The following is a 23,824-nucleotide window of genomic DNA, read 5'->3' as shown; positions in this document are numbered from 1 at the left end:
ATTCGTCCTCTCTCGCCGAACCAAATCTTTGTTAGAGGCTATCAGACTGAGCGCGGTGAATGCGCTGCACAAAGCGGTGAAAGCCCGATTCTAGAGCGCCGGGCCGTCCCAGCGGTCACACGCGACCACTTCCTCGAGCGGCCGCCGGCGCGCCAGTGAGAATGTGCGGCCCGCGCGCAGGCGGCCCACCGGCAAGAGGCACCCCTGAACGTAGGTCGGCGGAATCCCGAGCAGGTTGCGAATTTCCTCTTCGTGATGCAGATGCAGGGTGGTGATGCACGTCCCGTATCCCCGGGTGTGCAAGGCCAGCTGGAAATTCCACACCGGCGGGAAGATCGACCCGTACAACGTGGCCAGATGAAACGATTCATCGCCCTCGATGCGAGGCAGATAGGGTTCATAGCAAGGGATTACCAGCAGCGGCACGCTCGCCATGTTCTGCACCAACCACTCCGTCGACGACATGACCCGGCTCTCCGGAGTCCCCGCGGGCATCAGGTCCGCGATCAGCTGTCCGCCCACCCGCAGCAGGTAGGCGTGGCGATAAAGCTCGGCGATCTTGGTCCGCAGCGCCGGGTCCGAGATCACCAACCAGCGCCATGCCTGGGCATTCGACCCGTTCGCCGCCTGCAGGGCGATTCGCAGGCAGTCGCGGATGTCGTCGAGGTCGACCGGCGCGTTGAGGTCGAGCGATCTGCGTGCCGAAGGGGTCGCGGTGAGCAGGTAGTCGATCTCCATCACTGACGGCCTCTCTTGGCAAGGCGCGCACCGACTTCGGTGAGGTAGGCATCGGGGCCGCCGAGAAAAGAGCTCCAGCTCAGCAGCCGCTTGAGGTACAGGTGAGCGTCGTGCTCCCAGGTGTAGCCGATCCCACCGAACACTTGGATGGCGGTGTCGGCCACGGTGGCCAGTCGCCCGGCGAACGCCTTCGCGCGCAGCGCGGCAAGATGGCGCTCTTCGCCGGATCGACCATCGGCTTCGGGGAATGCGTCGCTGGCCCACAGCGCGTGGATCACCCCGCTGCGGGCGAGCTCGACCGTCTCGAACATGTCCACACACAGATGCTGGACGGCCTGGAAGGAGCCGATCGGCTGACCGAATTGTGCTCTGCGCTTCGCGTATTCGACGGCGAGGTCCATAACGGCGCGCGCGGCGCCGAGCGCATCGGCCGCGGTGGCAATCAGCACGTCGTCGATCACCGCCGCCATGTCGTCCGCCGACGCCGAGGCCAGTCGTTGCGCGGGCGCCGCGCCGAACGTGACGCGGAAACGCTTGCGGGTCGCGTCGATGCCGTGCCCGGCCATGACCGAGACCCCTGCCGATCCGGGCCGCACGACGAAAAGCGCGGTGCCGTCGGTGTCTTCGGCGGCCACCAGCAGGACGTCGGCGGCCGCGGCGTCGGGTACCTCGGCGATCTCGCCGCGTAGGGTGATCGCTTCATCGTTGCGGTGCGCGGTGACCGAGGCGTTCGCTGAATCCGGGTAGCAGACGGCGGCCACGGTGGTGCCGTCCGCGATGCCGCGCAACAACTTAGGTGCGATGTCGTTGTCTTTCAACCGGGTCAGCACGCGCGCGGCGGCCACCGCGGTCGACAACCACGGCCCCGGATACAGCGCGGCGCCCAGCTCTTCGGCAACGATGCCGGCCTCGACCATGGTCATGCCGGCACCCCCGCACTCTTCCGGCACCAGCAGGCCGGTGGTCCCGAGATCGGCGAGACCGCGCCACACAGCCTCGTCGACGCCGGTCGGATCGTCGAGCAGGGACCGGACATGCTGCGAAACCGGTGCCTTCTCAGCGAGAAATCGCCGTGTGGTGTCGCGCAGCGCCACCTGCTCGTCGGTGAGTTCGAGGTTCATGTGTGCGGCAGTCCCAGCACTCGCTGAGCGGTGATGTTCTTGTTGATCTGCGTGGTACCGCCCGCGATGGTCAGCGACCGCGACGTCAGACGGTAGTTAGCCCACGGCGCACCGGCGCCCTGGCTGCCGAGGGCGTCGAAGGCCAGTGCGGCCAAATCCTGGCCGATCTCGCCCCAGACGGTCTTGGCCAAGCTGGCCGACCCGAACGCGTCACCACCATGCAGCGTCGCAGAGATCGACCGCTGACACAGGACCTCGAGATACTTGATGCGGACCGCGATTTCGCCCAGGCGGCGCAGCGTCACCGGATCGTCCAGCGCGCCGGTATTGGCGGCGGCGAGGTCGTTGACCAGCTCTTCGAGCCGGGCCTGCATCTCTGCGTACAGCCTCGCGGCGCCGGCGCGCTCGTGGCTGAGCGTCGTGGTAGCCACCTGCCAGCCAGCATTGAGCGGACCCAGCAACGCGTTGGCCGGCACCCGCACGTCGTGAAAGAACACCTCCGCGAAGTCGGCGTCACCGTTGAGCGTGACCAGCGGGCGGGCTTCGATGCCGGGCAGCGTCATGTCGACGATGAGGCAGGAGATGCCTTTGTGCTTGGGTGCGTCGGGATCGGTGCGCACGTAGAGCTGACACCAGTCGGCCCGATGCCCCAGCGAGGTCCAGATCTTCTGGCCGTTGATGACGAATTGGTCACCGTCTCGGACGGCGCGGGTGCGCAGCGACGCGAGATCGGACCCCGCCTCGGGCTCCGACATTCCCTGGCACCAGATGTCGTCGGCGCGCATCATGCGGGGGAGCAGGGTGCGCTTCTGGGACTCGGTGCCGTACTGCATGATTGCCGGGGCGATATTGTTCAAACCAATCACGTTGAGCGGCATCGGAGCTCGAGCGCGGGTGGTCTCTTCGGTGTAGACCAGCTGCTCGAGCACCGTTGCGCCGCGCCCACCGTACTCGGGCGGCCAGGACACGGCGGCCCATCCCGCATCGGCCATCGTCGCGTTCCATGCCCGCAGCATCTCGAACGCGGCATCGTCGCGGCCGGTGGGCCGGCGCGCCGCCACCAACTCGTCGGTCAGGTTCTGCGAGAGCCAGTCACGCAGCTCGCTGCGGAACTGTTCCACTTCCGCCGGGTATGAAAAGTCCACGTTCCTCTGTCTTCAGCGTCGTAAAGCCCTGACCAAGCCGGACTTTACGGTTGAGCGGATATCTGGTCAATGCCGCCGCCAGCCGCGCGCGAGGCCGCGAGTGGCCGATCGTATGAGGCGTCTGTCCTGTCATGGCGCGGCGTGCGGGTCCCGGGCACCATGGCGAGGACCGCGTCGGTGAGCAGCGATTGCGATTCGGCCACGAACTCCACCAGGCACACCCGATCGACGATGCCCCAACGTCCGTCGCGGCGCTGCAGGCGATCCACGTAACGACCGCCGGAGACCGTCATGTGGTTCGCCGGTGCACGGTCGGTCCCGATGAACAGGTAATAGGTCTCCGTATGGGCCTCGTCGTCGATGTCGGCGGTGTGGTTCAGCAGGTAGTGCTGGTATCGCGTCTGGCTGCCGTGATACGCGAGCGCCCAGTCGATGAAATCGTCTACCTCGCCGACGAATCCGACGTGGTCGTCGATGGCGCCGTCGTGATAGGCCGACCGCAGCAACGCCCGGTCCTGACGGTCGATCCCGCGCGCGTAGCGCTGCATGCAGTCGCAGATCTCCGCACGGTCGGCCAGCCGCTTGACCTGATTGCGCAGTTCGTCATCCACGTTCAGCTCCCTGCGGGTTCGGGAATGCCAACTCGGCGTTGTCCGGCATCGGGCTGACACCGCGCCGGTCACACACTTCCAGCACCTCGTCGACGATCGATGCGGGCACGATGAACTTCTCCGTCGCCGATATCAGCTCGAGATGCGCCGCGATGTCCTCGGCTGTCGGCGGGCTCTCGGCGTCGGCCAGCCAGCCTTCGGTGAGGCCCACGAAGACGCGCGCATAGCGGCCGGCGGCGGCGGAATAGTTGCGGTGGGTGACGGTGCAGGCGGCGCTGGCCAGAAACGTCACCAGCGGCACGACGAGCTCGGGCCGGATGGCTTGGATGAAGCCGGATTCGGCGAGGAACTTCTCGTCGCCGACGGTCTCGGTGACCATCCGCGAGAAGCCGGTGGGCATAACGGAATTGGCGAGTATCCCGTGCGCCTCCCCTTCGATGGCGATGACGTTGGTCAATCCGACCAATCCGGCCTTGGCTGCCGCGTAGTGGGCCTCCATCGGCTGGCCGAAGATCCCGGCGGAGGACGAGATGAACACGAATCGCCCGCCACCGTTGTTCTTCATCACGCGATATGCGGGCTGAGACAGGTAAAAGCCGCCGTCGAGGTGAACGCGCAGCATCCGCGTCCAGTCGTCGTGCGAGAGGTCCTCAAAGGGCACGCTGGCGAAAATGCCGGCGTTGCTGATGACGGAATCAACGCGCCCGAACGAGTCCACCGCCGCATCGATGATCGCCTGACCGCCGGCCGGGTTGTCCACGGAGTCGTACGACGCGATCGCGGTGCCGCCGGCGTCTTTGATCTCGTCGACCACGTCGTCGGCGACGCCTCTATCGGATCCGTCGCCGCGCATCGTGCTGCCGACGTCGTTGACCACCACGGCGGCGCCGCGGCGGGCCAGGTCCAGGGCGTACAGCCGACCGAGTCCCCGACCGGCCCCGGTCACCACCGCCACCTGGCCGGTGAAGTCAATCATCGTGTGCTCCTGGTTCATTGACTGCTGTGCAGCCGGACTTTACGGTGGAACAGATATTTGGTCAACAATCGGGAGGTTGAGCGTGGGAGACGACCGTCCCGACCGATTGCAGGTCCTGGGCATGCTCGCTTCCGCGCTGGCGGGTCAAGCCGTCGCGGTCGCCGGGCTGTCAGGGGGCGAGCCGGCGTGGACCGACGGCCAGACGATTCGCGTCGACGCCGCCGCCGGCCCGCTCGCGCAACTGAAGGCCGTAGCCGTGCAGGCATCGATGATCGCCGCCGGCAGCCTGGAACCCGATGTGGTGGGCGCCTTGGTTCGGCACCGGAAGCTGTCAAAGCGCTACCTGGCCGTGGAGGGCCACCGCGCGTTGGTCGCGAATGCGCATTTGTTGCCAAGTGTTTTGGCTTCGCTGGGCGACCGCGCCATCGCGGGGCGCAGCGATTCACCGCACGCGTCGCTCGCCATCGCCGCCTCACGCGAAGCGCTCGAGGACCCGGCGCCGGAGTTCGGCGCCATCCGTGCGGCAAAAGTGATGGCGGCGTGCGCGCGGGCGGCGAAACAAGACGAACAGGCGAAGGCCGGGCACGTGCCTCGGCGCGATGGCGCAACCGAGCTCGAGGAGCTCGACGACGGCGAGGTGGACGACTCCGACGATCCCGACTTGTTCACCAGCCCGGTTGGCGGGGGTGGATTCATCGGTAAGTGGTTGAAGAAGATGCTCTCGTCGGCGCGCAAGACCGGAAGCGGCGGCGGCCCGCCGGGCGCGGACAGCCCGACTCACCGCACCAACTCCGGCAAGCGCGGCGCGTACGCCGTCGCGTCGCTCGCTTGGGCGCGCGACGACGACGAGGGCGACGCCGATCAGGAGGCGCACACAGCCGCGGACGGCGTGCGGTATCCGGAATGGGACGTCGCGCGTAAGAGCTACCGGCCGGGCTGGTGCACGGTCCGCGAGGTCGAGCCACAGATCCACGCATCGGCCACGCAGGCCATCGACGACGCCGTTGGGGTGCGGCGGCCGCTATCGCGGCTCGGCATGGGTCTGCACCGACGCCACCGGCAGGCGCAGGGCGACGACATCGACATCGATGCCGCCGTGGAAGCCCGGGTCGAGGTGCGGGCCGGATCGGCGCCCGACGAGGCCGTGTACCTCGACAGCCTGCGGCGCAGGCGCGACCTCTCGGTGCTGCTACTGCTCGACGTGTCCGGCTCGGCGGGCGAACCCGGAACGGTCGGGCGCACGGTTCACGAACAACAGCGCGCGGCGGTCGCCAATCTGACCGTGGCGTTGCACGATCTCGGTGACCGTGTCGCGCTGTACGCGTATTACTCGCAGGGCCGGCGCGCGGTGAGCATGGTCCCCGTCAAGCGGTTCGAGGACCAGCTGAACGCTCAGGTCATCAGGCGGCTCAACAGCCTGGAACCGGGCGCGTATTCACGCTTGGGTGCGGCGATCCGTCACGGTGCGGCGACCCTGGAGGCGCGCGGCGGGACGGCACGGCGGTTGCTGGTGGTGCTCTCCGACGGACTGGCGTACGACCACGGATACGAGCGGGCTTACGGCGCCGCGGACGCCCGCCGCGCGCTGACCGAGGCCCGCCGGCGGGGAACCGGCTGCGTATGCCTGACGATCGGCGCCGGGACCGACGTGCAATCGCTGCGCCGGGTGTTCGGCAACACCGCGCACGCGACGATCGCGCAACCCGGCCAGCTCGCCGGTGTCATCGGACCGTTGTTCCGCTCCGCACTCCGGTCGGCGGAGGTCCGTCGCAGGGTGTCGGTGATGCCAAGTCCCAGAACGCAGTTGGCGCCCCAGGGCGCCGGCACCGCCCGACCGGGCACTTGAAAACAAACATCTGTTCCGGCTAGGCTCCAATCGCCGGAAGTAGCAGAAGGGAAGCTATGGCCAACGAGTCCGGGCTTGCTTACTTCAACGGCGGTCTGCCCGACGCGGACGGAAAGGAAGCAGTGCGGCCCTATTACCAAGCGGTCGGCAGCGAAGAGGAGATCTTCAAGGCGGCCTACCGGCAGGGCCTGGCGCTGGTCCTGAAGGGTCCGACGGGGTGCGGCAAGACCCGGTTCGTCGAGGCGATGGCCCACGACTTGGGCCGGCCGTTGATCACCGTCGCCTGCCATGACGACCTCACCACCGCCGACCTGGTGGGGCGCTACCTGCTGCGCGGCGACGAGACCGTGTGGGTGGACGGCCCGTTGACCCACGCGGTGCGCGAGGGTGCGATCTGCTACCTCGACGAAGTGGTGGAAGCCCGGCAGGACACCACAGTGGTGCTGCATCCACTTGCCGACTATCGGCGTCAGCTGCCGATCGAGCGACTCGGCGTCACGCTGGACGCGGCGCCAGGATTCGGCCTCGTCGTGTCGTACAACCCGGGCTATCAGAGCGTGCTGAAGGATCTCAAGGATTCGACACGGCAGCGGATGGTCGCCATCGAATTCGATTTCCCCACCGCAGATATCGAAGAGGGCATCGTCGCGCACGAGGCGGGCGTGGATGGGTCCACCGCCGCCGAACTGGTCCGATTCGGCCAGGCCATCCGCAGACTGGAGACCGGCGGGCTGCGTGAGGTCGCCTCGACGCGGGTGCTGATCGCCGCGGGGAAGCTGGTCGCCGAGGGCCTGAGCATGCGTGACGCGGCGCGCGCCGCGATCGCCGGACCGTTGACCGACGACGTGGCGGTGGGTAAGGCGCTGGGTGAAATGATCGAGATCTACCTGGCGCCGGACGGGTCTGGCCGGTCCGATGATTGACGCTGCATACCGCCCCCGCTAGGGTCTGAACAAATATTAGGTTTTTCGGTTCGGCGTGCGCAAATCGAGTCACCTGGGAGGTCGGATGTCCTACGAGAGCACCGCAGAGCCGATCAAGGTCGGCTACTTGATGGACTTCAAGCTCCCCCCGGGGTTTCCCGAGGAGCTATTCGCCTCCTTCACCCAGACTTTCGACCTGATCTTCGAGGAGGCGGTCGCCCAGGGCGTGATGGACCGCCCCGTGCAGATGATCTATCGCGAGGTGGAGGGGCTGCCCAAGGGTTCGGTCAAGGCGGTGATCGATGCGTATGGCGAACTGGTCGACGAGGGCTGCCTCGTGGTCTTCGGTCCCAACATCACCGATAACTGCGTGCCGTTGCGAGAAGCGATCGAGGAACGGTTCAAGGTGCCCGCGATCAGCGTAACCGGCACCGACGACTGGCTGGGTGAGTGGACATTCGCCTTCCCCCAGGGATCGATGACCGATGAGCCGATCTTTTTGGCCGACCTCATCGCCAAGCGCGGCCTGGCCGAGATCGGTGTGCTGGTCGAACAGAGCCTCATCGGCGAGAGCTACCTGAAGAACCTGCGAAGTGCCTGCCGTCGCAAAGGCATTCGCATCGTGGCGGAAGTTTCAATCGCCCAGACGGCGCAGGACATCAACGCTGCGGTACAGACGCTTCATGAGGCCAAGGCCGAGGCGATCGTGCACCTGGGGTTCGGATTCGGAATTGTGTTCATCAACCCCGCGCTCGAGTCCCTCGGCTGGGACCCGCCCCGGTTCACCACGACCGCGTGGCAGAACGCCTGGGTCAACCCCATCATGTGGAACGCGTTCATGGGCTGGACCGGTGTCGACCAGTACGACGAGGCGAACCGAATCGGTCAGGACTTCCTCGACAACTACGCGAAGAAGTACAACGGCAGCCGCCCCGAGTTCTGCGTGACCGTGGTGAACCGCGACGTCGCCGCGACGCTGGTGCGCGCGTTCAGCGATGCCCATCCGCTCAGCCCGCGCGGCGTCAAGGAGGCCCTGGAGCGGGTCAAGATGATGCCCGCCGCATCTGGTGCTCCCGGCACCCGGGTGTCGTTCGGCAAGTGGACGCGCCGGGCCTGGATGGGTGCCGGGTATCTGGTGGCGCGCACCCTCGATGCCGACGGCGTCAACTCGCATCTGGTCGATCGCTTCGGAGTGGAAGGCTGACTCGATGTCCACCGAACAAACCACATCGCCTGCCGCGCAGGAGGAACCGGCCGTCCCGCAGCGCAAGGGCAGGCGCAGCTGGGGCGGTTGGATCGCCGGCGCGGCGCTGGCGGCCTTCGCGCTGTTCTTCATCGCCAATTGCCGTGTGGCGCTTGACCCACGCATCGCAAACCCCAATGTGGTAGGACGGCCGCGGCCGGTGAAGTTCACGTTCGGGCTGGACTACATCACCTTCCTGGACTGGGCCACGGTCGTGGCGCTGATCGTTTTGTTGATCGTCTTCATCAGGGGCTGGCGCCGCAATCCCGGTAGCCCGGCGATGCTGATGTTCCTGTGTACCACGCTGATCGTGTGGCAGGACCCGATCATGAACTGGGCGCCGTTCGCGGTGTACAACCCCGATCTCGTTCACTGGCCGGAATCCTGGCCGCTGGTGTCGTTGTCACCGACGGTCGAACCGTTCGTGGTCTTCGGTTACGTGATGTTCTACTTCGGGCCCTACTTCCCGGGGGTCTGGATCCTGCGCCGGCTGCAGGCAAAGTACGGGCCCACCAGTTACGTCTCCCGGCACCCGTTGATCTGCCTGGGCGCGATCGTTCTGGTGATCGGGTTCATTTTCGATGCCTTCCTGGAAAACACCCTGATCCACTGGGGCATGTACATCTACTCGCAGGTGATCCCGTGGGGATCGGTGTTCACCGGCACCACCTTCCAGTTCCCGCTGATCTGGGAATCGTTCTCGGTGTGCTTCGTGATGGTGCCGGCCGCGATCCTGTGCTACCGCGACGACACCGGTAAGTCGGTCGCGGAAAAGCTTGCCGCGAAAGCGAAGTTGTTCCCGACGCGTCCGGTGCTGGGCACGTTCCTGGTGATGTTCGTCATCATCAACGTGTCGTACTTCGCTTACGGCACCTGGTTCTGGGTCATCAAGGTCAGCCATGCCGCCACCTCGGTGGCCTGCCCATGGCCGTATCCGGAGGCCAAAGTGTATGACCCGCAAGGGTATTACGAGAAAGCCGGCGCGCAAGGACCGTACTCGGTCGGCATCTGGTCGACCTGGGCCAGCGGGGAGCCCAATGGTCGGCCGCACGTCGAACCGCCGCCGCCCGGGCAGGGCGCCTGTGCAACCCAGGGCGAGAATGGTTGAGCCGCGCACGGTCGTCATCACCGGTGCGTCCCGCGGACTGGGCTTCGCCTCGGCGGTGCGGATGTACCGGGAGGGATGGCGCGTGGTCGCAGCCATGCGCGCGCCCGACCGCGGAATGCCATTGTTGCGTGCGGCGACGCAGTCCGGTGAGGATGACGAACGGTTGATCGGTGTCCAGCTTGACCTGACGGACAGCGCGTCCATCGCCGCGGCCGCCAAAACAATCGAGGAAACCGTGGGCGCACCGTATGCGCTGGTGCACAACGCCGGTATCTCCGCCGCCGGAATGGTCGAGGAGACCGATATGGCGCTGTGGCAGCGAATGCTCGCCACCAGCGTCCTGGGCCCCGTCGCGCTCACCCAGGCTCTGCTGCCGTCGATGCGGGCGGCGGGGGAGGGGCGAATCGTGCTGGTGTCCAGCGCGGCCGGGGTGCGGGGCCAGCCCGCCACCGCACCGTACTCGGCGGCCAAGGGAGCACTGGAGCGGTGGGGCGAATCGATGGCGTGCGAGATCGCTCCGTTCGGCCTCGGGGTCACCGTCCTGGTGGCCGGTACGTATGACACCGAGATCATCACCGACGCCGGCACCACCGACGACCGGAATTTCAACGGCCCGTACGCCCGGCTGCACAACACCATGAACAGCCGCGGGCGCTTCGCGATGAAAATGGCACGCCCCCCGGAGCGGTTCACCGACGGCCTACTCAAGGCGATCGAGGATCGGGGCGCATTCCGCCGCCGAGGTGTCGGACCCGATGCCTCGATGCTGTTGGTGGCCAACAGGATTCTGCCCGCATCGGGCATGCACCACATGTCGCGGCTCGTGCTGGGCATACCACGGCAGGGCTCGATGAGGGGTGGGGTGTGGCCGTTGACGACAAGTCAGAAGGCGATGGTCTTCGTCGCCCGTGTTCTTCCGCAGCCGGTACTGCAGCGCTTGGCCGCGGCAGCGGGGTGGTTCTCGTCGCAAAAGAATGCGGCACCGCAAGGGGATTAAGGGGCAATCATGGAACAACTTTTCGACGACCTCGAGGATTTCGGCGCCTTCGATGACGCGATATCCGGTGACGTGCGTGACCCGTACACCGAATTGGCGCGGCTGCGCCACGAGGAACCGGTGCAGCGACTCGAGACGTCGGGAGCGCTTCCGCACGAGGAAGGGCTGCCAATGTTCATCGTGTATCGCCACGAGGACATCCAGCAGATGCTGCGCGACAACGAGACGTTCTCCTCGGCCGCCGTGATCGCCGCATTCGGCCCGGTGCTGGGCAAAGGCGTGATGCTCGGCATGGACGAGCCAATCCACGGCCGGTTGCGGTCGCTGGTGTCCAAGGCGTTCTCGCAGAAGTCATTGGCGCGCTGGCAGGACGAGTTGGTTGGCCGCGTGGCAAACAGCCTCATCGACAAGTTCGCGCCGAACGGCAAGGCCGATCTGGTCAAGGAATTCACCTTTGACTACCCGAGCCAGATCATCGCCGGACTGCTGGGCCTGCCGGAAGAGGATTACCCGCAGTTCCAGCGGTGGTCGATTTCGCTGCTGAGCTGGCTGATGAACCCCGAACGCGGGCTTGCGGCCTCAGCCGCCCTGTGCGAGTACTTCGCGCCGATACTCCAGGCCCGCCGGGCCGACCCGAAGGACGATCTGATCAGCGCCCTCGGTGCGGCCGAGATCGACGGGGAGCAGCTTGCGGACGAGGAGATCTTCTCGTTCCTTCGGCTGCTGTTGCCGGCGGGCGTCGAGACGACCTACCGCGCACTCGGCAGCCTGCTGTTGGCGCTGTTGTCGGACCCGGCGCAGCTGGATGCCATCCGCGCGGACCGATCGCTGCTGCCCCAGGCGATCGAGGAGGGCGTGCGCTGGGAATCGCCGTTGTTGACCATCACCCGGGTGGCGACTCGCGACACCGAACTCGGTGGCGTGGCGATCCCGGCCGGCGCGACGGTCATGCCGATGCTCGGTTCGGCGAACCGGCAGGAGGATCGCTATCCCGATCCGAATACGTTCGACATCCACCGAGAGGCCCGGGCCCATCTGGGCTGGGGGCATGGCGTCCACGTCTGCCTCGGCATGCACTTGGCGCGGCTTGAGATGCGTACCGCCATCAACCTTCTGCTCGACAGGTTGCCGAACCTGCGGCTGGATCCCGACGGTGACGACCCCCATATCCGCGGCCAGGTCTTCCGGTCACCGACGTCGGTTCCGGTGCTCTTCGACCCCCGATGACCGGCCCTCGCCGAGGCTCCACTTGCCAATCGGCTAGTTTCCAGTAAGGCTCCCCGTAGGGTAACCAGCGCTCTGCGGGCCGCCCCTCTACCGAGTCAGAAGAGAGTGACAGATATGACTGAGGCTGTAAAGGTCCGCTTCGAGCCGAAGATGATGATCGACGGCAAGCTCGTCGACGGACAAGCCGGCACCTTCACCAATATCAACCCGGCGACCGAGGAGTCGCTCGGCGAGGTCGCCGACGGCTCGAAGGAGGATATGCACCGGGCCATCGACGCCGCCCGGCGTGCCTTCGACGAGACCGATTGGTCAACCAACAAGGAGCTGCGCAAGCGCTGCCTGCTGCAGCTGCACGAGGCGATCGAGTCCGAGATCGACGAGCTGCGCGACGAACTCATCCTCGAGGTCGGATCGCCCCGGGCCATCACGTTCGGTCCCCAGCTCGACGCGCCGCTGGAAGACGGGTTGAAGTATCCGGCCCGCCTGATCGACGAGTACGCCTGGGAGACCGACCTCGGCGACAAGGTCGTCAGCCTCACCGGCACGCTGACCACCCGCAAGGTCTGGCGCGAACCGGTGGGCGTGGTCGGAGCGATCGTGCCGTGGAACTTCCCGTTCGAGGTCACCCTCAACAAGCTCGGCCAGGCGCTGGGCACCGGTAACACCGTGGTGCTCAAGCCGGCGCCCAACACGCCGTTCAACGCGACCCGGCTCGGCCGGCTGATCGCCGAGAAGACCGACATCCCGGCCGGCGTCGTCAACGTCGTCACCGCCTCGGACCACTTCGTCGGCGAGGAGCTCACGCTGTCGCCCAAGGTCGACCTGATCTCGTTCACCGGTTCGACGGTGGTCGGCAAGCGGATCATGGAAAAGGGCGCCGCCACCATGAAGCGGCTGTTCCTCGAACTCGGCGGCAAGTCGGCCACCATCGTGTTGGAGGATGCCGACTTCGGGACGGCGTGCATGGTCGGCATCGCGCCGTGCATGCACGCCGGGCAGGGTTGCGCCAATCCGACCCGGTTGCTATTGCCGCGCTCCCGGTATGACGAAGGCGTGGAAATCCTCAAGAACATCTACGAGAACGTCACGTGTGGCGACCCGCAGGATCCCGCGACGCTGTGCGGCCCGGTGATCTCGCAACGGCAGTACGAGCGGGTGATGGGCTACATCAACAAGGGCGTCGAGGAAGGTGCCACCGCGCTGGTCGGCGGTCCCGACGCCCCGACCGGTTTCGACAAGGGGTTCTACGTCCGCCCAACGCTTTTCACCAACGTCGACAACAAGATGACCATCGCGCAGGAGGAGATCTTCGGGCCGGTGCTGTCGGTCATTCCGTTCGACGACGAGGAGGACGCGATCCGGATCGCCAACGACAGCGTGTACGGGTTGGCCGGCAACGTGTTTGCCGGTTCTCTCGAACGTGCGTTGTCGGTGACCCGCCGGATCAGGGCCGGCTTCATGGGCGTCAACGGCGGAGCACCCTATGGCGCCGACACACCATTCGGTGGTTACAAGGAAAGCGGTGTGGGACGCCAGAACGGTGTCGCCGGATTCGACCAGTACACCGAAATCAAGTCGGTCGCCTACCCAGCCGGTTAGCAGCCACCGGTCGACGAGATTGCCGTCAGGGTCGTGATTTTCAGACTGATCGCGACCGTGGCGGCAATCTCGGTTGAGCAGGGGCCGGTTGAGCGGGCAAATGTGCATGCGGGCGAGCGTGCGATCGCGCTGAGGATGTCGGACATCGCGATCACGGAGGACAAGCATGGGCCGCCGGACGCTCGTCGCTACACTCACGACCCGACCTGGCAGATGCGGGGGCTGTCCGAGTTGCACCTCGAGTTCACCCCGATTTCGTGAGTGCGGACGACATCGGCGAGTGGGATCCCGGCCTCACCGAACGCTTGGTCGCCGCGGCAGAACCACTGGCACGGCGATGGTTTCGCTTCGAAGTTCGCGGGCTTGAATCGGTGCCGACCGATGGCGGTGCCCTGATCGTCGGCAACCATTCGGGCGGGATGCTCACCCCCGACGTGCTGATCTTCGCCGCCGCCTTCTACCGCAGGTTCGGCTATCGGCGTCCGCTGTACACGCTCGGCCACGACGGGATGTTCGTCGGGCCGATGTCGGAATGGTTGGGCCGCCTCGGGGGTCATTCGCGCCACATCGAAAAACACGGCGCGAGCGCTGCGATCCGGCGGTGTGGTGCTGGTGTTTCCGGGTGGAATCTACGACGCCTACCGGCCGACGTTGGCGGAGAACGTCATTGACTTCAACGGCCGGACTGGATACGTCAGGTCAGCGATTGACGCGCAGGTGCCGATCGTGCCTGCGGTCTCCATCGGCGGGCAGGAAAGCCAACTGTTCCTCACCCGTGGTACGTGGCTGGCGAAGCGCCTGGGCCTGTCGCGGTGGCGGTCCGACATTCTGCCGATCACCGTCGGATTCCCGTTCGGGTTATCCGCGTGTGGCGGGCGAACAAATTTCTGGTTCGTTCCGATCTCGTCGGTAGCCGTGGGCTGGGCTGTGGACGCCCATGGCACCCCGGGCTTCCCCCGCCCAACCCCTTGGTTGACAATCAACGCAAGACTCCCACTCTTTTCGAAGTCCCACATGTCAAGGAGACAAGACCATGGCTGAAGCCGTCATCGTCGAGGCAGTGCGTTCACCGATCGGCAAGCGCAACGGCGGATTATCCGGGGTACACGCCGCGGATCTGTCCGCACAGGTGCTTAACGGCCTGGTCGACAAGGCGGGCGTCGACCCGGGCCTGGTCGACGACGTCATCTGGGGTTGCGTCATGCAGGCCGGTGAGCAGGCCCTCGACATCGGCCGCACGGCATTGCTGACCGCCGGCTGGCCCGAGACCGTTCCAGGCGTGACCGTGGACCGGCAGTGCGGCTCGAGCCAGCAGTCCATCCACTTCGCGGCCGCGGGCGTCATCGCCGGGCACTACGACGTCGTCGTCGCCGGTGGCGTCGAGTCGATGTCGCGGACCCCGATGGGCGCGTCGTTGGCCAACGGCGGGCGCCCGTATCCCCAGGCTTTCCTCGACCGCTACGAAGGCCAGATCCCCAATCAGGGCATCGGCGCGGAGATGATCGCCGAGCAGTGGGGGTTCGACCGCACCGCGCTCGACCAGTTCTCCCTGGATTCTCATGAAAAGGCCGCCGCCGCACAAGATGCCGGCGCCTTCGATGACCAGATCGTGGGCATCAAGGACCAGGACGGCAACGTGATTCTCAAGGACGAAGGCATCCGCCGCGGAACGCCGATGGAGAAGATGGCCTCGCTGAAGCCGGCGTTCAAGGAGGACGGGGTGATTCACGCCGGGAACTCATCGCAGATTTCCGATGGCTCGGCGGCGATCCTGTTCATGTCCGCCGAGAAGGCCAAGGAACTGGGGCTCAAGCCGATCGCCAAGGTGCACACGGCGGCCCTGGCCGGTGCGGACCCGGTGATCATGCTCACGGCGCCCATCCCGGCGACCCAAAAGGTGCTCAAGCGCTCCGGGCTGTCCATCGACGACATCGGCGCCTACGAGGTCAACGAGGCGTTCGCGCCGGTTCCGCTGGCCTGGCTCAAGGACATCGGCGCCGACGAGAAGAAGCTCAACCCCAACGGCGGCGCCATCGCGCTGGGCCACCCGCTCGGCGGGTCCGGTGCCCGGATCATGACCACTCTGCTGTACCACATGCGAGACAAGGGAATTCAGTACGGTCTGCAGACCATGTGCGAGGGTGGCGGTCAGGCCAACGCCACCATCGTGGAACTGCTGTGACGGAGGCGCCGGGGGCTCTGGTCGAGCGCCGGGGCAACGTGATGGTGGTAACCATCAACCGGCCGGAAGCCCGCAACGCGGTGAACGCCGCCGTCAGCATCGGTCTCGGCGATGCCCTCGAAGAGGCGCAGCACGACCCCGAGGTGCGCGCGGTGGTGGTCACCGGCGCGGGCGACAAGTCGTTCTGCGCCGGGGCCGATCTCAAGGCGATCGCCCGGCGGGAGAATCTCTATCACCCCGATCATCCCGAGTGGGGCTTTGCGGGATACGTCCACCACTTCATCGACAAGCCCACGATCGCGGCGGTGAACGGGACGGCATTCGGCGGTGGCACCGAGCTAGCGCTGGCCAGTGACTTGGTGGTGGCCGACGAACGCGCGCAGTTCGGCCTCCCCGAGGTGAAGCGGGGATTGATCGCCGCCGCCGGTGGCGTCTTTCGCATCGCCGAGCAGCTGCCGCGCAAGGTCGCGATGCGGCTGCTGTTGACCGGCGAGCCGCTCAGCGCGGCCGCCGCCTGCGAATGGGGGCTGATCAACGAGGTCGTGGCGCAGGGCTCGGTGCTGGACGCCGCCCTGGCGCTGGCCGCGCGGATCACCGTCAACGCGCCATTGTCGGTGCAGGCCAGCAAGCGGGTCGCCTACGGTGTCGACGACGGCGTCGTGGTGGGTGACGAACCGGGTTGGGAGCGCACCATGCGCGAGATGAAGGCCCTGCTCCACTCCGAAGACGCCAAGGAGGGACCGCGCGCGTTCGCCGAGAAGCGGGAGCCGGTCTGGAAGGCACGCTGACTGGTGACGATCGCTAGCGCGGCGTAGCCGGGCGCCGCGGGTCGTCACCGGCAGGACTGGTGACGATCGCTAGCGCGGCGTAGCCGGGCGCCGCGGGTCGTCACCGGCAGGACTGGTGACGATCGCTAGCGCGCGAGGATGTTGACGCCGCGGTCGAACACCGTGGGTAGCAACGAGCACGTCGGCACGACGGCGCGCCGGACCGCTCGCGGCGAGCTGGCCAGCACCAGCGCGCGGGTGAGCAGCCGGTAATCGCGGGTGATCCGGTGCCACGCCCGCTCGTAGGACCCCGGCGTCTCGTTGACGATGGCGTCGACGGCCGCGGCGGATTGCTTGAGCGCCAGGCTGATGCCCTCGCCGGTGAGCGCGTCCTCGTAACCGGCTGCGTCCCCGACCAGCAGTACCCGCCCCGCGACCCGGCGGGAGACCACCTGTCGCAAAGGCCCGCTGCCCCGGGGGTGTCCCGAGTCGGCGCGGCGCAGCCGGCGGGCCAGTTTCGGGAACCACGCCAGGTCGGGCCGGTTAGGCGACAGGATCGCCACCCCGACCAGGTCGGGCTCGACCGGTGTCACGTACGCCTCACCCCAACGCGACCAATGAACCTCGACGAAGTCCGACCATGCCGGAACGCGGAAGTGCCAGCGCACCCCGTAGCGCCGCGGCGTCCCCGCCGTCACCGCGATTCCAGCGGCGCGCCGGACCTGTGAATGCAACCCGTCGGCCCCCACCAACCACTTCGCTCGCACGCCGGCGGCCGAAACCCCGTGGGCGTCCTGGGCCACGCTGGTCACCCGCGTGCGGATCCAGTCGGTGTCTTGCTCTTTCGCGCGCGCGGCCAGCGCCGCATGCAATGTGGTGCGACGCACGCCACGGCCCGGGCCGCCGCGGAAGCGCGCCTGGGCTTGCTGTCGTTCACTCACGTAGGCGATTCCATGGAAAGGTATGCCGACGGGATCCACGCCCAGCGAGGTCAGTTCGGCCAGCCCGCCGGGCATCAACCCCTCGCCACACGCCTTGTCGATGGGGTTGTCCCGGGGCTCGGCCACGATCACCGAAAGTCCGAGGCGTCGAGCGTGTAACGCCGTGGCCAGCCCGCCGGGGCCGCCGCCCACGATCAATAGGTCCGCGTCGTAATCCGTCACGTGTAACCCAACGCGGAGTTCTCCACCTGCAGGCGCACCCTGAGCAGCGCGGCGTTGGCCAGCGTGAAAACCGCGGCGGTCAGCCACGCGGTATGGACCAACGGCAACGCCAACCCCTCGGCCACGACCGCAACGTAGTTCGGATGATGTAGCCAGCGGTAGGGGCCCTGACGCACCAATGGGGCCTGTGGCAGAACGATCACCCTGGTGTTCCACCGCCGTCCGAGCGTCGTGATGCACCACCACCGCAATGCCTGGCTGGCCACCACCACCGCCAGCATCGGCCAGCCCAGCCATGCGATGAACGGCCGGTGCAGCGCCCACGGCTCGACCAGGCAGCCCACCAGTAGACCGGTGTGAATGAGCACCATGACCGGATAGTGGGATCGGCCAAATTCCCTGGCGCCTTGGGTGAACGACCAGCGCGCATTGCGGGTAGAGACCACCAGCTCCGCGACGCGTTCGAGTCCGACCGCCAGCACCAGCAGGTAATACATGGCTACAGTCTTTACCAGCTCACTATCGGGCCGAAAGCGGCAGCTCGGCGCGGAGCGTCTGCCCCAACGCGATCATCGGGCTGATCGCTCCCGGCATCGGTGCATCGCCGATATCGGCCGACGCGGGGACGAGCTTCACTTTGGGTATAGCGATGGGATGGAAACTTCATCGCAACGCCAGCAACGCGCGTCAGTGTCAGCGCGGCGCCCGTCGAGCCGGCGAAATCGCCACCTCCGTCCATATCGGGGTGACGGCGCCGCCGCACCGCCGGTTCAGATGCCCGCCGCGCGGGCGGGTCGCTAGGGTCGGGGTATGCGGGCTCTGGTCACCGGTGCCACCGGTTATGTCGGATCACGCCTGGTCACCGCGCTGCTGGACGATCAGCACCAGGTGGTGGCGGCGACGCGAAACCCTGCGCGCCTCAAGCGTTTTGGCTGGTTCGACGACGTCACGCCGGTGAAGTTGGACGCGGCCGACCCCGAGACGTTGGCCTCCGCTTTCGCCAGTTGCGGGCCCGTCGACGTGGCGTATTACCTGGTGCACGCGATCGGCCAGCCGGGATTTCGCGACGCCGACAAAACCGCGGCCGCGAACTTCGCGGCGGCGGCTCGTGAGGCCGGGGTGCCACGCATCGTCTACCTGGGCGGCTTCGTGCCCGCTGACGAAGACCTGTCCGAGCACCTGACCAGCCGAGCCGAGGTGGCCGAGGCGCTCACCCTCCCGGACGGCCCGGAGCTGGTCTGGCTGGGCGCGGCGATCATCATCGGCGCCGGCTCGACGTCGTTCGAGATGATGCGCTATGTCGGTGACCGTTTCCCGCTGATCCCGATCCCGAGTTGGATGGACAACCCGATCGACCCGATCTCCATCCGCGATGTCCTGCGCTATCTCGTGGCCGCGGCCGATCGAGACTTGGTGCCCGCCGGGGCGTACGACATAGCCGGGCCGGAGACCACGTCCTACCGGCACCTGCTCAAGGCGTATGCACGCGTCTCCGGCCGCTGGCATACCGGGCTGCCCGTGGGCAGGATCGACACCACGCTGGCGTCGCTGATCACGGGTGTCGCCCTGCCGGTGCCGCCGGGACTGGCGGGCGATCTGGTGGAATCGCTGGACCACCCGATGGTGGCTTCCGCCAGCGGGCTACGCGACCACGTTCCGGACCCGCCGGGCGGCCTGCTGGGCATCGACGAGTCCATTGCCTTGGCCCTGACCGGACAGTCCACGCACCGGCCGCGTCCGGTCAACGCGCTGGCCGATCCACACCACCTGGCCAACACCGATCCCGCCTGGGCCGGCGGCGATGCGCTGCGCATCCGCCGACTCGCGCGGCGGGTCACCCCGCCGGTCGTGCGGCCTACCCTGGGGCTGGTGAACATGGTCCCCGGTCCGGTGGCCGGAGCGGTGCGCACCGGCCTCGACATCATGATCGCCCTGACCCCGAAGGTCCGTCCTGCATGACCCAGTCGACGAGTCCGTATCACACCGGCGTGTTCACCGAGTTCCGCCGTGCGGTCACCAATGTTGCTGTGCCCCATCATGAGTCGCCCCGGGTGGTGCGGCGGCGGCGGGTCGTCGTCGCCATCACCGTGGTCATCGGCGCCGGGGTGCTCGGCTTTTCGTTGCGGCGTCATCCAGGGGATGCAAGCTTCTACTGGTTGACCCTCGCACTCGCTGCGGTGTGGACCGCAGGGGCGCTGATTTCCGGCCCGCTGCACCTTGGTGGTATCTGTTGGCGGGGACGTAACCAGCGGCCGGTCATCACCGGGACGACGATCGGCCTCCTGCTCGGCGGGGCCTTCGTGATAGGCGGGCTGATCGCGCGGCAGATCACACCTGTGGCGGAGTTGATAACCCGGGTGCTGCTCTACGCCCACCACGGCTGGTATCCGGTGATCGTGGCGATCACGCTCGTCAACGCCATCGCCGAGGAAGTGTTTTTTCGCGGCGCGCTCTACACCGCCTTGGGCCGCTATCACCCGATAGTGATCTCGACTGTCCTCTATACGTGCGCGACGCTGGCCAGCGGCAACCCGATGCTCGGCTTCGCCGCGATCATCCTGGGCACGGTGTGCGCGTTCGAGCGCCGGGCCACCGGCGGCGTGTTGGCGCCGGTGCTCACCCACTTGGTATGGGGACTGATCATGGTTCTCGCGCTGCCCCCGATGTTCGGCGTCTGACCTCACCCTTGCGCGGACGCGACGACGTCGCGGGCCAGAGCGCGCATCGTGACGGAGCGGATTGGCCGAACGAAGAACCAGTACACCCGCCCCGGGATGCCCCTCGGTAGGAAGGTGGACCGCTGGATATAGCGCGTGTCGCCATCGTCTTGGCCCATGACCGCAATCTCGAGCCACTCGCATCCCGGCGCTCGCTTTGTGGAGCGCAGCCGCAACAGGGTTCCCGCCGTGCGCTCCTCGACCTTCCACCCGCTAGCGCGCGAACTCAGCACGTCCTCCGCCGCCTTCCAGACGCTCGCGGGAGCGGCAGTGGTCGCGGCGGTACGCACGGCGGTGTACACGATCTCGCCCGCCCAATCCGGGTCGGTGGGCAGCGCCTCGGCCGGTTCGGCCCGCAACGACGACCACGTCGGTTCGGGCGCACCACGCGCCGCGCCCGCAAGCGCGAGTTCTACGGACCGCCGGTAGCCGGTCGGGCCGCCGGGCGGTGGCGCGACGATGCCGTCGATGTCGGAATTGCGCATCACCGCATCGCATTCCAGCGATTCGATCAGCGGCCGCGCCAGGCCGGGCGGGATCGGCGTCACGGTCCCGACCCAGAGGCTGGCGATCGTCGGGGTCAAAAAGGGCAGCACGATCAGGTAGCGCTTGCCCAGGCCCGCCACGTCGGCGTAGACGCGCATCATGTCGCCGTATTCCAATACGTCCGGCCCGCCGATGTCCCAGGTGCGCGACTCCGGGACCGGGGCCGTCGCCGCCGCGGCCAGGTAGTACAGCACGTCGCGCACCGCGATCGGCTGGATTTTGTTGTGCACCCATTTCGGCGTGGTCATCACCGGCAGTCGGTCGGTGAGGTGCCGGATCATTTCGAACGAGGCCGATCCGGAACCGATGACCACCCCGGCCTGCAGCACCACGGTCTCGATGCCGGAGTCGATCAGCGCGTCACCGACGGCCCGGCGCGATGCGAGATGGGGTGAGAGATCGCTGTTTTCGGGATGCAGCCCACTCAGATACACCACTCGGCGCACCCCGGCGCGCTGCGCGGCCGTCACGACGTTGCGGACGGCGCGGGTTTCCTCCGCGACGAAGTCCTTCGAGGTGCCCATGGAGTGGACGAGGTAGTAGACGACATCGATGCCGTCGAACGCGGCGATCAGTGAATCGACATCACCGAGGTCGCCGCGTGCCACGTCCGCCTGTTGCCGCCACGGCACCTGCGCGAGCTTGTCGGGGTTGCGCGCCAAGGCCCGAACGCGATGGCCCTCGTCCAGCAGTCGGGGCACCAGGCGCCCACCGATGTAGCCGGTCGCTCCGGTTACCAGGCACCGCACCTGTTCGGGCATCGATCCTCCGTCGTTCGTCAGCCATTCGTCTGACGAGGAGGATTACCTCATCAACGGCTGATTAAGCGTTGCGGCCGATCACGGCAACAACGTCAGCGGTCGGTGAAGTTCGCGGCGCGCCGTTGCTGGAAGGCCGTTGCGCCCTCGACGAAGTCGGCGGATTTCAGCAGCACCGACTGTCCGTCGAATTCACGCTGCAGGGCGGGGTCCAACTCGGTCAGCGTGGCGGCGTTGATCGCCAGCTTGGTCTTGGCGAATGCCACCGCCGGGCCGCTCAACAACCGGGCGATCACCTTGTCCACCTCGGCATCGAAGTCGCCGGCCGGATAGACCGCGGTGACCAGGCCCCACGACAAGGCTTCTGCGGCGGTCAGCCGCTCCGGAAGCAGCGCCATCTGCATGGCCCGGATCCGGCCGATCGCGGCCGCCACCAACGCCGACGCGCCGCCGTCGGGCATCAACCCGATCTTGGTGAAGGCGAGCATGAAAAACGCGCTCTCCGAAGCCAATACGACATCGCACGCCAGGGCGATGGAGACGCCGACGCCGGCCGCGGGTCCCTGGACCACGGCGACCACCGGGTGCGGCAGTGAGACGATCCCGCGTACCAGGCGGTTGATCTCGAGGATGATCTCGTCCGGCGGGACGCCGCCGCCGTCGGAGACGTCGTCGGCGCTGATGCCCGCACCGGAGCTGAAGCCGCGCCCGGCGCCGCCCAGCCGCACCACCTTGACCTCGGGGTCGGTGGCCGCATACTCCATCGCATCCGCGATTCCGGTGATCACCGGGATAGTCAGCGAATTCAGGCTGCCGGGCCGGTTGATGGTCACCGACAGCACGCCGTCCGACAGCGTGACATCCAGGCCTGCGACGGGTGTCAGGGTGGCGATCGCGGATGAAGTCATGGGCTCACCATAAGTGACCGGCGTGCATGGCCTTCCGGCACGGCTGCGAAGATGTCGAACGACCGGTGGCTTGGTTGCGAACGGTCAACGGCGTCAGAGCAGACGAAAGGTCGGTGGATCGTGGCTGGACCGTTGAAGGGACTGCGTGTTGTCGAGTTGGCCGGCATCGGCCCCGGGCCACACGCCGCGATGATCCTGGGGGATCTGGGTGCCGACGTCGTGCGCATCGATCGCCCATCCTTTTTGGCCGCGGGTGGCGGCGGAGGCACAGCCAAGGACGCCATGATGCGCAACCGGCGGGTGGTGACCGTCGATCTGAAGTCCGACGAAGGGCGCGGCCTCGTCCTCAAACTGATCGCCAAGGCCGACGTGTTCATCGAGGGTTACCGCCCGGGCGTCACCGAGCGGCTCGGCCTGGGCCCCGAAGACTGCGCCAAGGTCAACGACAGGTTGGTCTACGCCCGGATGACCGGCTGGGGCCAGACCGGCCCGCGCAGCCAGCAGGCGGGCCACGACATCAACTACATCTCGCTGAACGGCATCCTGCATGCAATCGGCCGGGCGAACGAGCGGCCGGTTCCGCCGCTGAACCTGGTCGGTGACTTCGGCGGCGGCTCGATGTTCCTGCTGCTCGGGATCCTGTCCGCCCTGTGGGAGCGGCAGACCTCCGGCAAGGGGCAGGTCGTCGACGCCGCGATGGTGGACGGCTCGAGCGTCCTGATCCAGATGATGTGGCAGATGCGCGCCGCCGGGATGTGGACCGACGTGCGCGGCACCAATCTGCTCGACGGCGGTGCCCCCTACTACGACACTTACGAATGCGCCGACGGGCGCTACGTCGCGGTCGGCGCCATCGAACCGCAGTTCTACGCCGCCATGCTGGCGGGGCTCGGGCTGGACGGCGTCGACCTACCCGGGCAGAACGACGTCAGCCGCTGGCCCGAACTGCGCGCGATCCTGGTCGAAAAGTTCCGGAGTCACGACCGCGACCACTGGGCCAAGGTGTTCGCTGACTCCGACGCGTGCGTGACGCCGGTGCTGGCCTTCGGCGAGGTGCAAACCGAGCCGCACATCACCGAGCGGAACACGTTCTACGAAGTCGACGGCGGCCTGCAGCCGCTGCCGGCGCCGCGGTTCTCCCGCACCGCGCCGGAGACCCCGCGCCCCGCGTCGCAGGTGAGCGACGCCGCGGACGTGCTGAACGACTGGGTATAGTTCCCAACCAACAAGTTGGTCGGCAGTACACGAA

At 67.1% G+C, this 23,824-nt stretch carries 22 protein-coding genes and 1 pseudogene; 14 read left to right on the top strand and 9 right to left on the bottom strand.

All coding sequences use genetic code 11. The annotated features are described in order from the left end of the window. Positions 1-90: 90 nt before the first annotated feature. From AC5Y4F_RS02175 to AC5Y4F_RS02155, 5 genes are read right to left on the bottom strand one after another with little or no spacing between them, the layout of a single operon-like run. Complete coding sequence (locus AC5Y4F_RS02175) at positions 91-738, bottom strand: nitroreductase family protein (RefSeq protein WP_499994912.1); 648 nt, start codon at positions 736-738, stop codon at positions 91-93. After that, positions 738-1,859 carry an acyl-CoA dehydrogenase family protein gene (locus AC5Y4F_RS02170; RefSeq protein WP_499994910.1) on the bottom strand — a complete coding sequence of 374 codons (1,122 nt, stop codon included), beginning with the start codon at positions 1,857-1,859 and terminating at the stop codon, positions 738-740. Before AC5Y4F_RS02170 ends, AC5Y4F_RS02175 begins: the two co-directional genes overlap by 1 nt. Further along, the gene (locus AC5Y4F_RS02165; protein ID WP_499994909.1) at positions 1,856-3,004 is read right to left on the bottom strand and encodes an acyl-CoA dehydrogenase family protein; all 1,149 of its coding nucleotides are present in this window, start codon (positions 3,002-3,004) and stop codon (positions 1,856-1,858) included. The genes AC5Y4F_RS02170 and AC5Y4F_RS02165 overlap by 4 nt, the downstream gene beginning before the upstream one ends. A gap of 44 nt (positions 3,005-3,048) precedes the next feature. Continuing rightward, entirely contained in the window at positions 3,049-3,615 is a 567-nt protein-coding gene (locus AC5Y4F_RS02160; protein ID WP_499994907.1) for a nuclear transport factor 2 family protein, read from the bottom strand. Next, entirely contained in the window at positions 3,608-4,591 is a 984-nt protein-coding gene (locus AC5Y4F_RS02155) for an SDR family NAD(P)-dependent oxidoreductase (RefSeq protein WP_499994905.1), read from the bottom strand. Before AC5Y4F_RS02155 ends, AC5Y4F_RS02160 begins: the two co-directional genes overlap by 8 nt. A gap of 121 nt (positions 4,592-4,712) precedes the next feature. On the opposite strand from AC5Y4F_RS02155, the gene AC5Y4F_RS02150 reads away from it, so the two are divergent. The 11 genes and pseudogenes from AC5Y4F_RS02150 to AC5Y4F_RS02100 all read left to right on the top strand — a co-directional run bounded on the left by AC5Y4F_RS02150 (position 4,713) and on the right by AC5Y4F_RS02100 (position 16,504). Further along, the gene (locus tag AC5Y4F_RS02150; RefSeq protein ID WP_499995750.1) at positions 4,713-6,437 is read left to right on the top strand and encodes a nitric oxide reductase activation protein NorD; all 1,725 of its coding nucleotides are present in this window, start codon (positions 4,713-4,715) and stop codon (positions 6,435-6,437) included. Between the two features lie 56 nt (positions 6,438-6,493). Then, positions 6,494-7,360 carry a CbbQ/NirQ/NorQ/GpvN family protein gene (locus AC5Y4F_RS02145; RefSeq protein ID WP_067935161.1) on the top strand — a complete coding sequence of 289 codons (867 nt, stop codon included), beginning with the start codon at positions 6,494-6,496 and terminating at the stop codon, positions 7,358-7,360. Positions 7,361-7,445: 85 nt separating this feature from the next. Continuing rightward, entirely contained in the window at positions 7,446-8,564 is a 1,119-nt protein-coding gene (locus AC5Y4F_RS02140) for an ABC transporter substrate-binding protein (RefSeq protein WP_067935163.1), read from the top strand. 4 nt (positions 8,565-8,568) lie between these two features. Next, the gene (locus AC5Y4F_RS02135; protein ID WP_499994902.1) at positions 8,569-9,711 is read left to right on the top strand and encodes a spirocyclase AveC family protein; all 1,143 of its coding nucleotides are present in this window, start codon (positions 8,569-8,571) and stop codon (positions 9,709-9,711) included. Beyond that, the gene (locus AC5Y4F_RS02130; protein WP_499994899.1) at positions 9,704-10,708 is read left to right on the top strand and encodes an SDR family oxidoreductase; all 1,005 of its coding nucleotides are present in this window, start codon (positions 9,704-9,706) and stop codon (positions 10,706-10,708) included. Before AC5Y4F_RS02135 ends, AC5Y4F_RS02130 begins: the two co-directional genes overlap by 8 nt. Before the next feature lie 9 nt (positions 10,709-10,717). Next, positions 10,718-11,935, top strand: a complete 1,218-nt coding sequence (locus AC5Y4F_RS02125; protein WP_499994897.1) for a cytochrome P450 — start codon at positions 10,718-10,720, stop codon at positions 11,933-11,935. 114 nt (positions 11,936-12,049) lie between these two features. After that, on the top strand, positions 12,050-13,534 hold the full coding sequence (locus AC5Y4F_RS02120; RefSeq protein WP_499994895.1) for an aldehyde dehydrogenase family protein: 1,485 nt from the start codon (positions 12,050-12,052) through the stop codon (positions 13,532-13,534). A 33-nt stretch (positions 13,535-13,567) separates the two neighbouring features. Continuing rightward, entirely contained in the window at positions 13,568-13,795 is a 228-nt protein-coding gene (locus AC5Y4F_RS02115; protein ID WP_499994894.1) for a hypothetical protein, read from the top strand. After that, positions 13,792-14,401: pseudogene (locus AC5Y4F_RS02110) on the top strand (lysophospholipid acyltransferase family protein); the annotation flags it as partial. The gene AC5Y4F_RS02115 and the pseudogene AC5Y4F_RS02110, both read left to right, overlap by 4 nt. A 166-nt stretch (positions 14,402-14,567) precedes the next feature. Further along, positions 14,568-15,716, top strand: coding sequence for a thiolase family protein (locus AC5Y4F_RS02105; RefSeq protein ID WP_067935174.1), 1,149 nt, complete (start codon positions 14,568-14,570; stop codon positions 15,714-15,716). Then, a complete protein-coding gene (locus AC5Y4F_RS02100; protein ID WP_499994891.1) occupies positions 15,713-16,504 on the top strand; it encodes a crotonase/enoyl-CoA hydratase family protein in 792 nt (263 codons plus the stop codon). Before AC5Y4F_RS02105 ends, AC5Y4F_RS02100 begins: the two co-directional genes overlap by 4 nt. A gap of 125 nt (positions 16,505-16,629) precedes the next feature. Here AC5Y4F_RS02100 and AC5Y4F_RS02095 read toward each other — a convergent pair whose 3' ends face one another. Further along, on the bottom strand, positions 16,630-17,646 hold the full coding sequence (locus AC5Y4F_RS02095; RefSeq protein WP_499994890.1) for an NAD(P)/FAD-dependent oxidoreductase: 1,017 nt from the start codon (positions 17,644-17,646) through the stop codon (positions 16,630-16,632). After that, positions 17,643-18,143 (bottom strand): isoprenylcysteine carboxyl methyltransferase family protein, encoded by a 501-nt coding sequence (locus tag AC5Y4F_RS02090; RefSeq protein ID WP_067935182.1) that lies wholly within the window; start codon positions 18,141-18,143, stop codon positions 17,643-17,645. The genes AC5Y4F_RS02095 and AC5Y4F_RS02090 overlap by 4 nt, the downstream gene beginning before the upstream one ends. 313 nt (positions 18,144-18,456) lie before the next feature. Here AC5Y4F_RS02090 and AC5Y4F_RS02085 point away from each other — a divergent pair, with 313 nt between their 5' ends. Next, entirely contained in the window at positions 18,457-19,605 is a 1,149-nt protein-coding gene (locus AC5Y4F_RS02085; RefSeq protein WP_499994888.1) for an NAD(P)H-binding protein, read from the top strand. Further along, entirely contained in the window at positions 19,602-20,324 is a 723-nt protein-coding gene (locus AC5Y4F_RS02080; RefSeq protein ID WP_499994886.1) for a CPBP family intramembrane glutamic endopeptidase, read from the top strand. The genes AC5Y4F_RS02085 and AC5Y4F_RS02080 overlap by 4 nt, the downstream gene beginning before the upstream one ends. Positions 20,325-20,326: 2 nt before the next feature. Here AC5Y4F_RS02080 and AC5Y4F_RS02075 read toward each other — a convergent pair whose 3' ends face one another. Continuing rightward, a complete protein-coding gene (locus AC5Y4F_RS02075) occupies positions 20,327-21,670 on the bottom strand; it encodes a DUF2867 domain-containing protein (protein WP_499994884.1) in 1,344 nt (447 codons plus the stop codon). A gap of 92 nt (positions 21,671-21,762) precedes the next feature. Further along, complete coding sequence (locus AC5Y4F_RS02070; RefSeq protein WP_499994883.1) at positions 21,763-22,575, bottom strand: enoyl-CoA hydratase; 813 nt, start codon at positions 22,573-22,575, stop codon at positions 21,763-21,765. Between the two features lie 120 nt (positions 22,576-22,695). Here AC5Y4F_RS02070 and AC5Y4F_RS02065 point away from each other — a divergent pair, with 120 nt between their 5' ends. Continuing rightward, positions 22,696-23,790 (top strand): CaiB/BaiF CoA transferase family protein, encoded by a 1,095-nt coding sequence (locus AC5Y4F_RS02065; protein WP_499994882.1) that lies wholly within the window; start codon positions 22,696-22,698, stop codon positions 23,788-23,790. Positions 23,791-23,824: the final 34 nt, after the last annotated feature.

This window comes from Mycobacterium sp. NGS56, assembly GCF_059812425.1.
The sequence above is the reverse complement of the archived record's forward strand: the minus strand, read 5'-3'. Positions and strand labels throughout refer to the sequence as shown.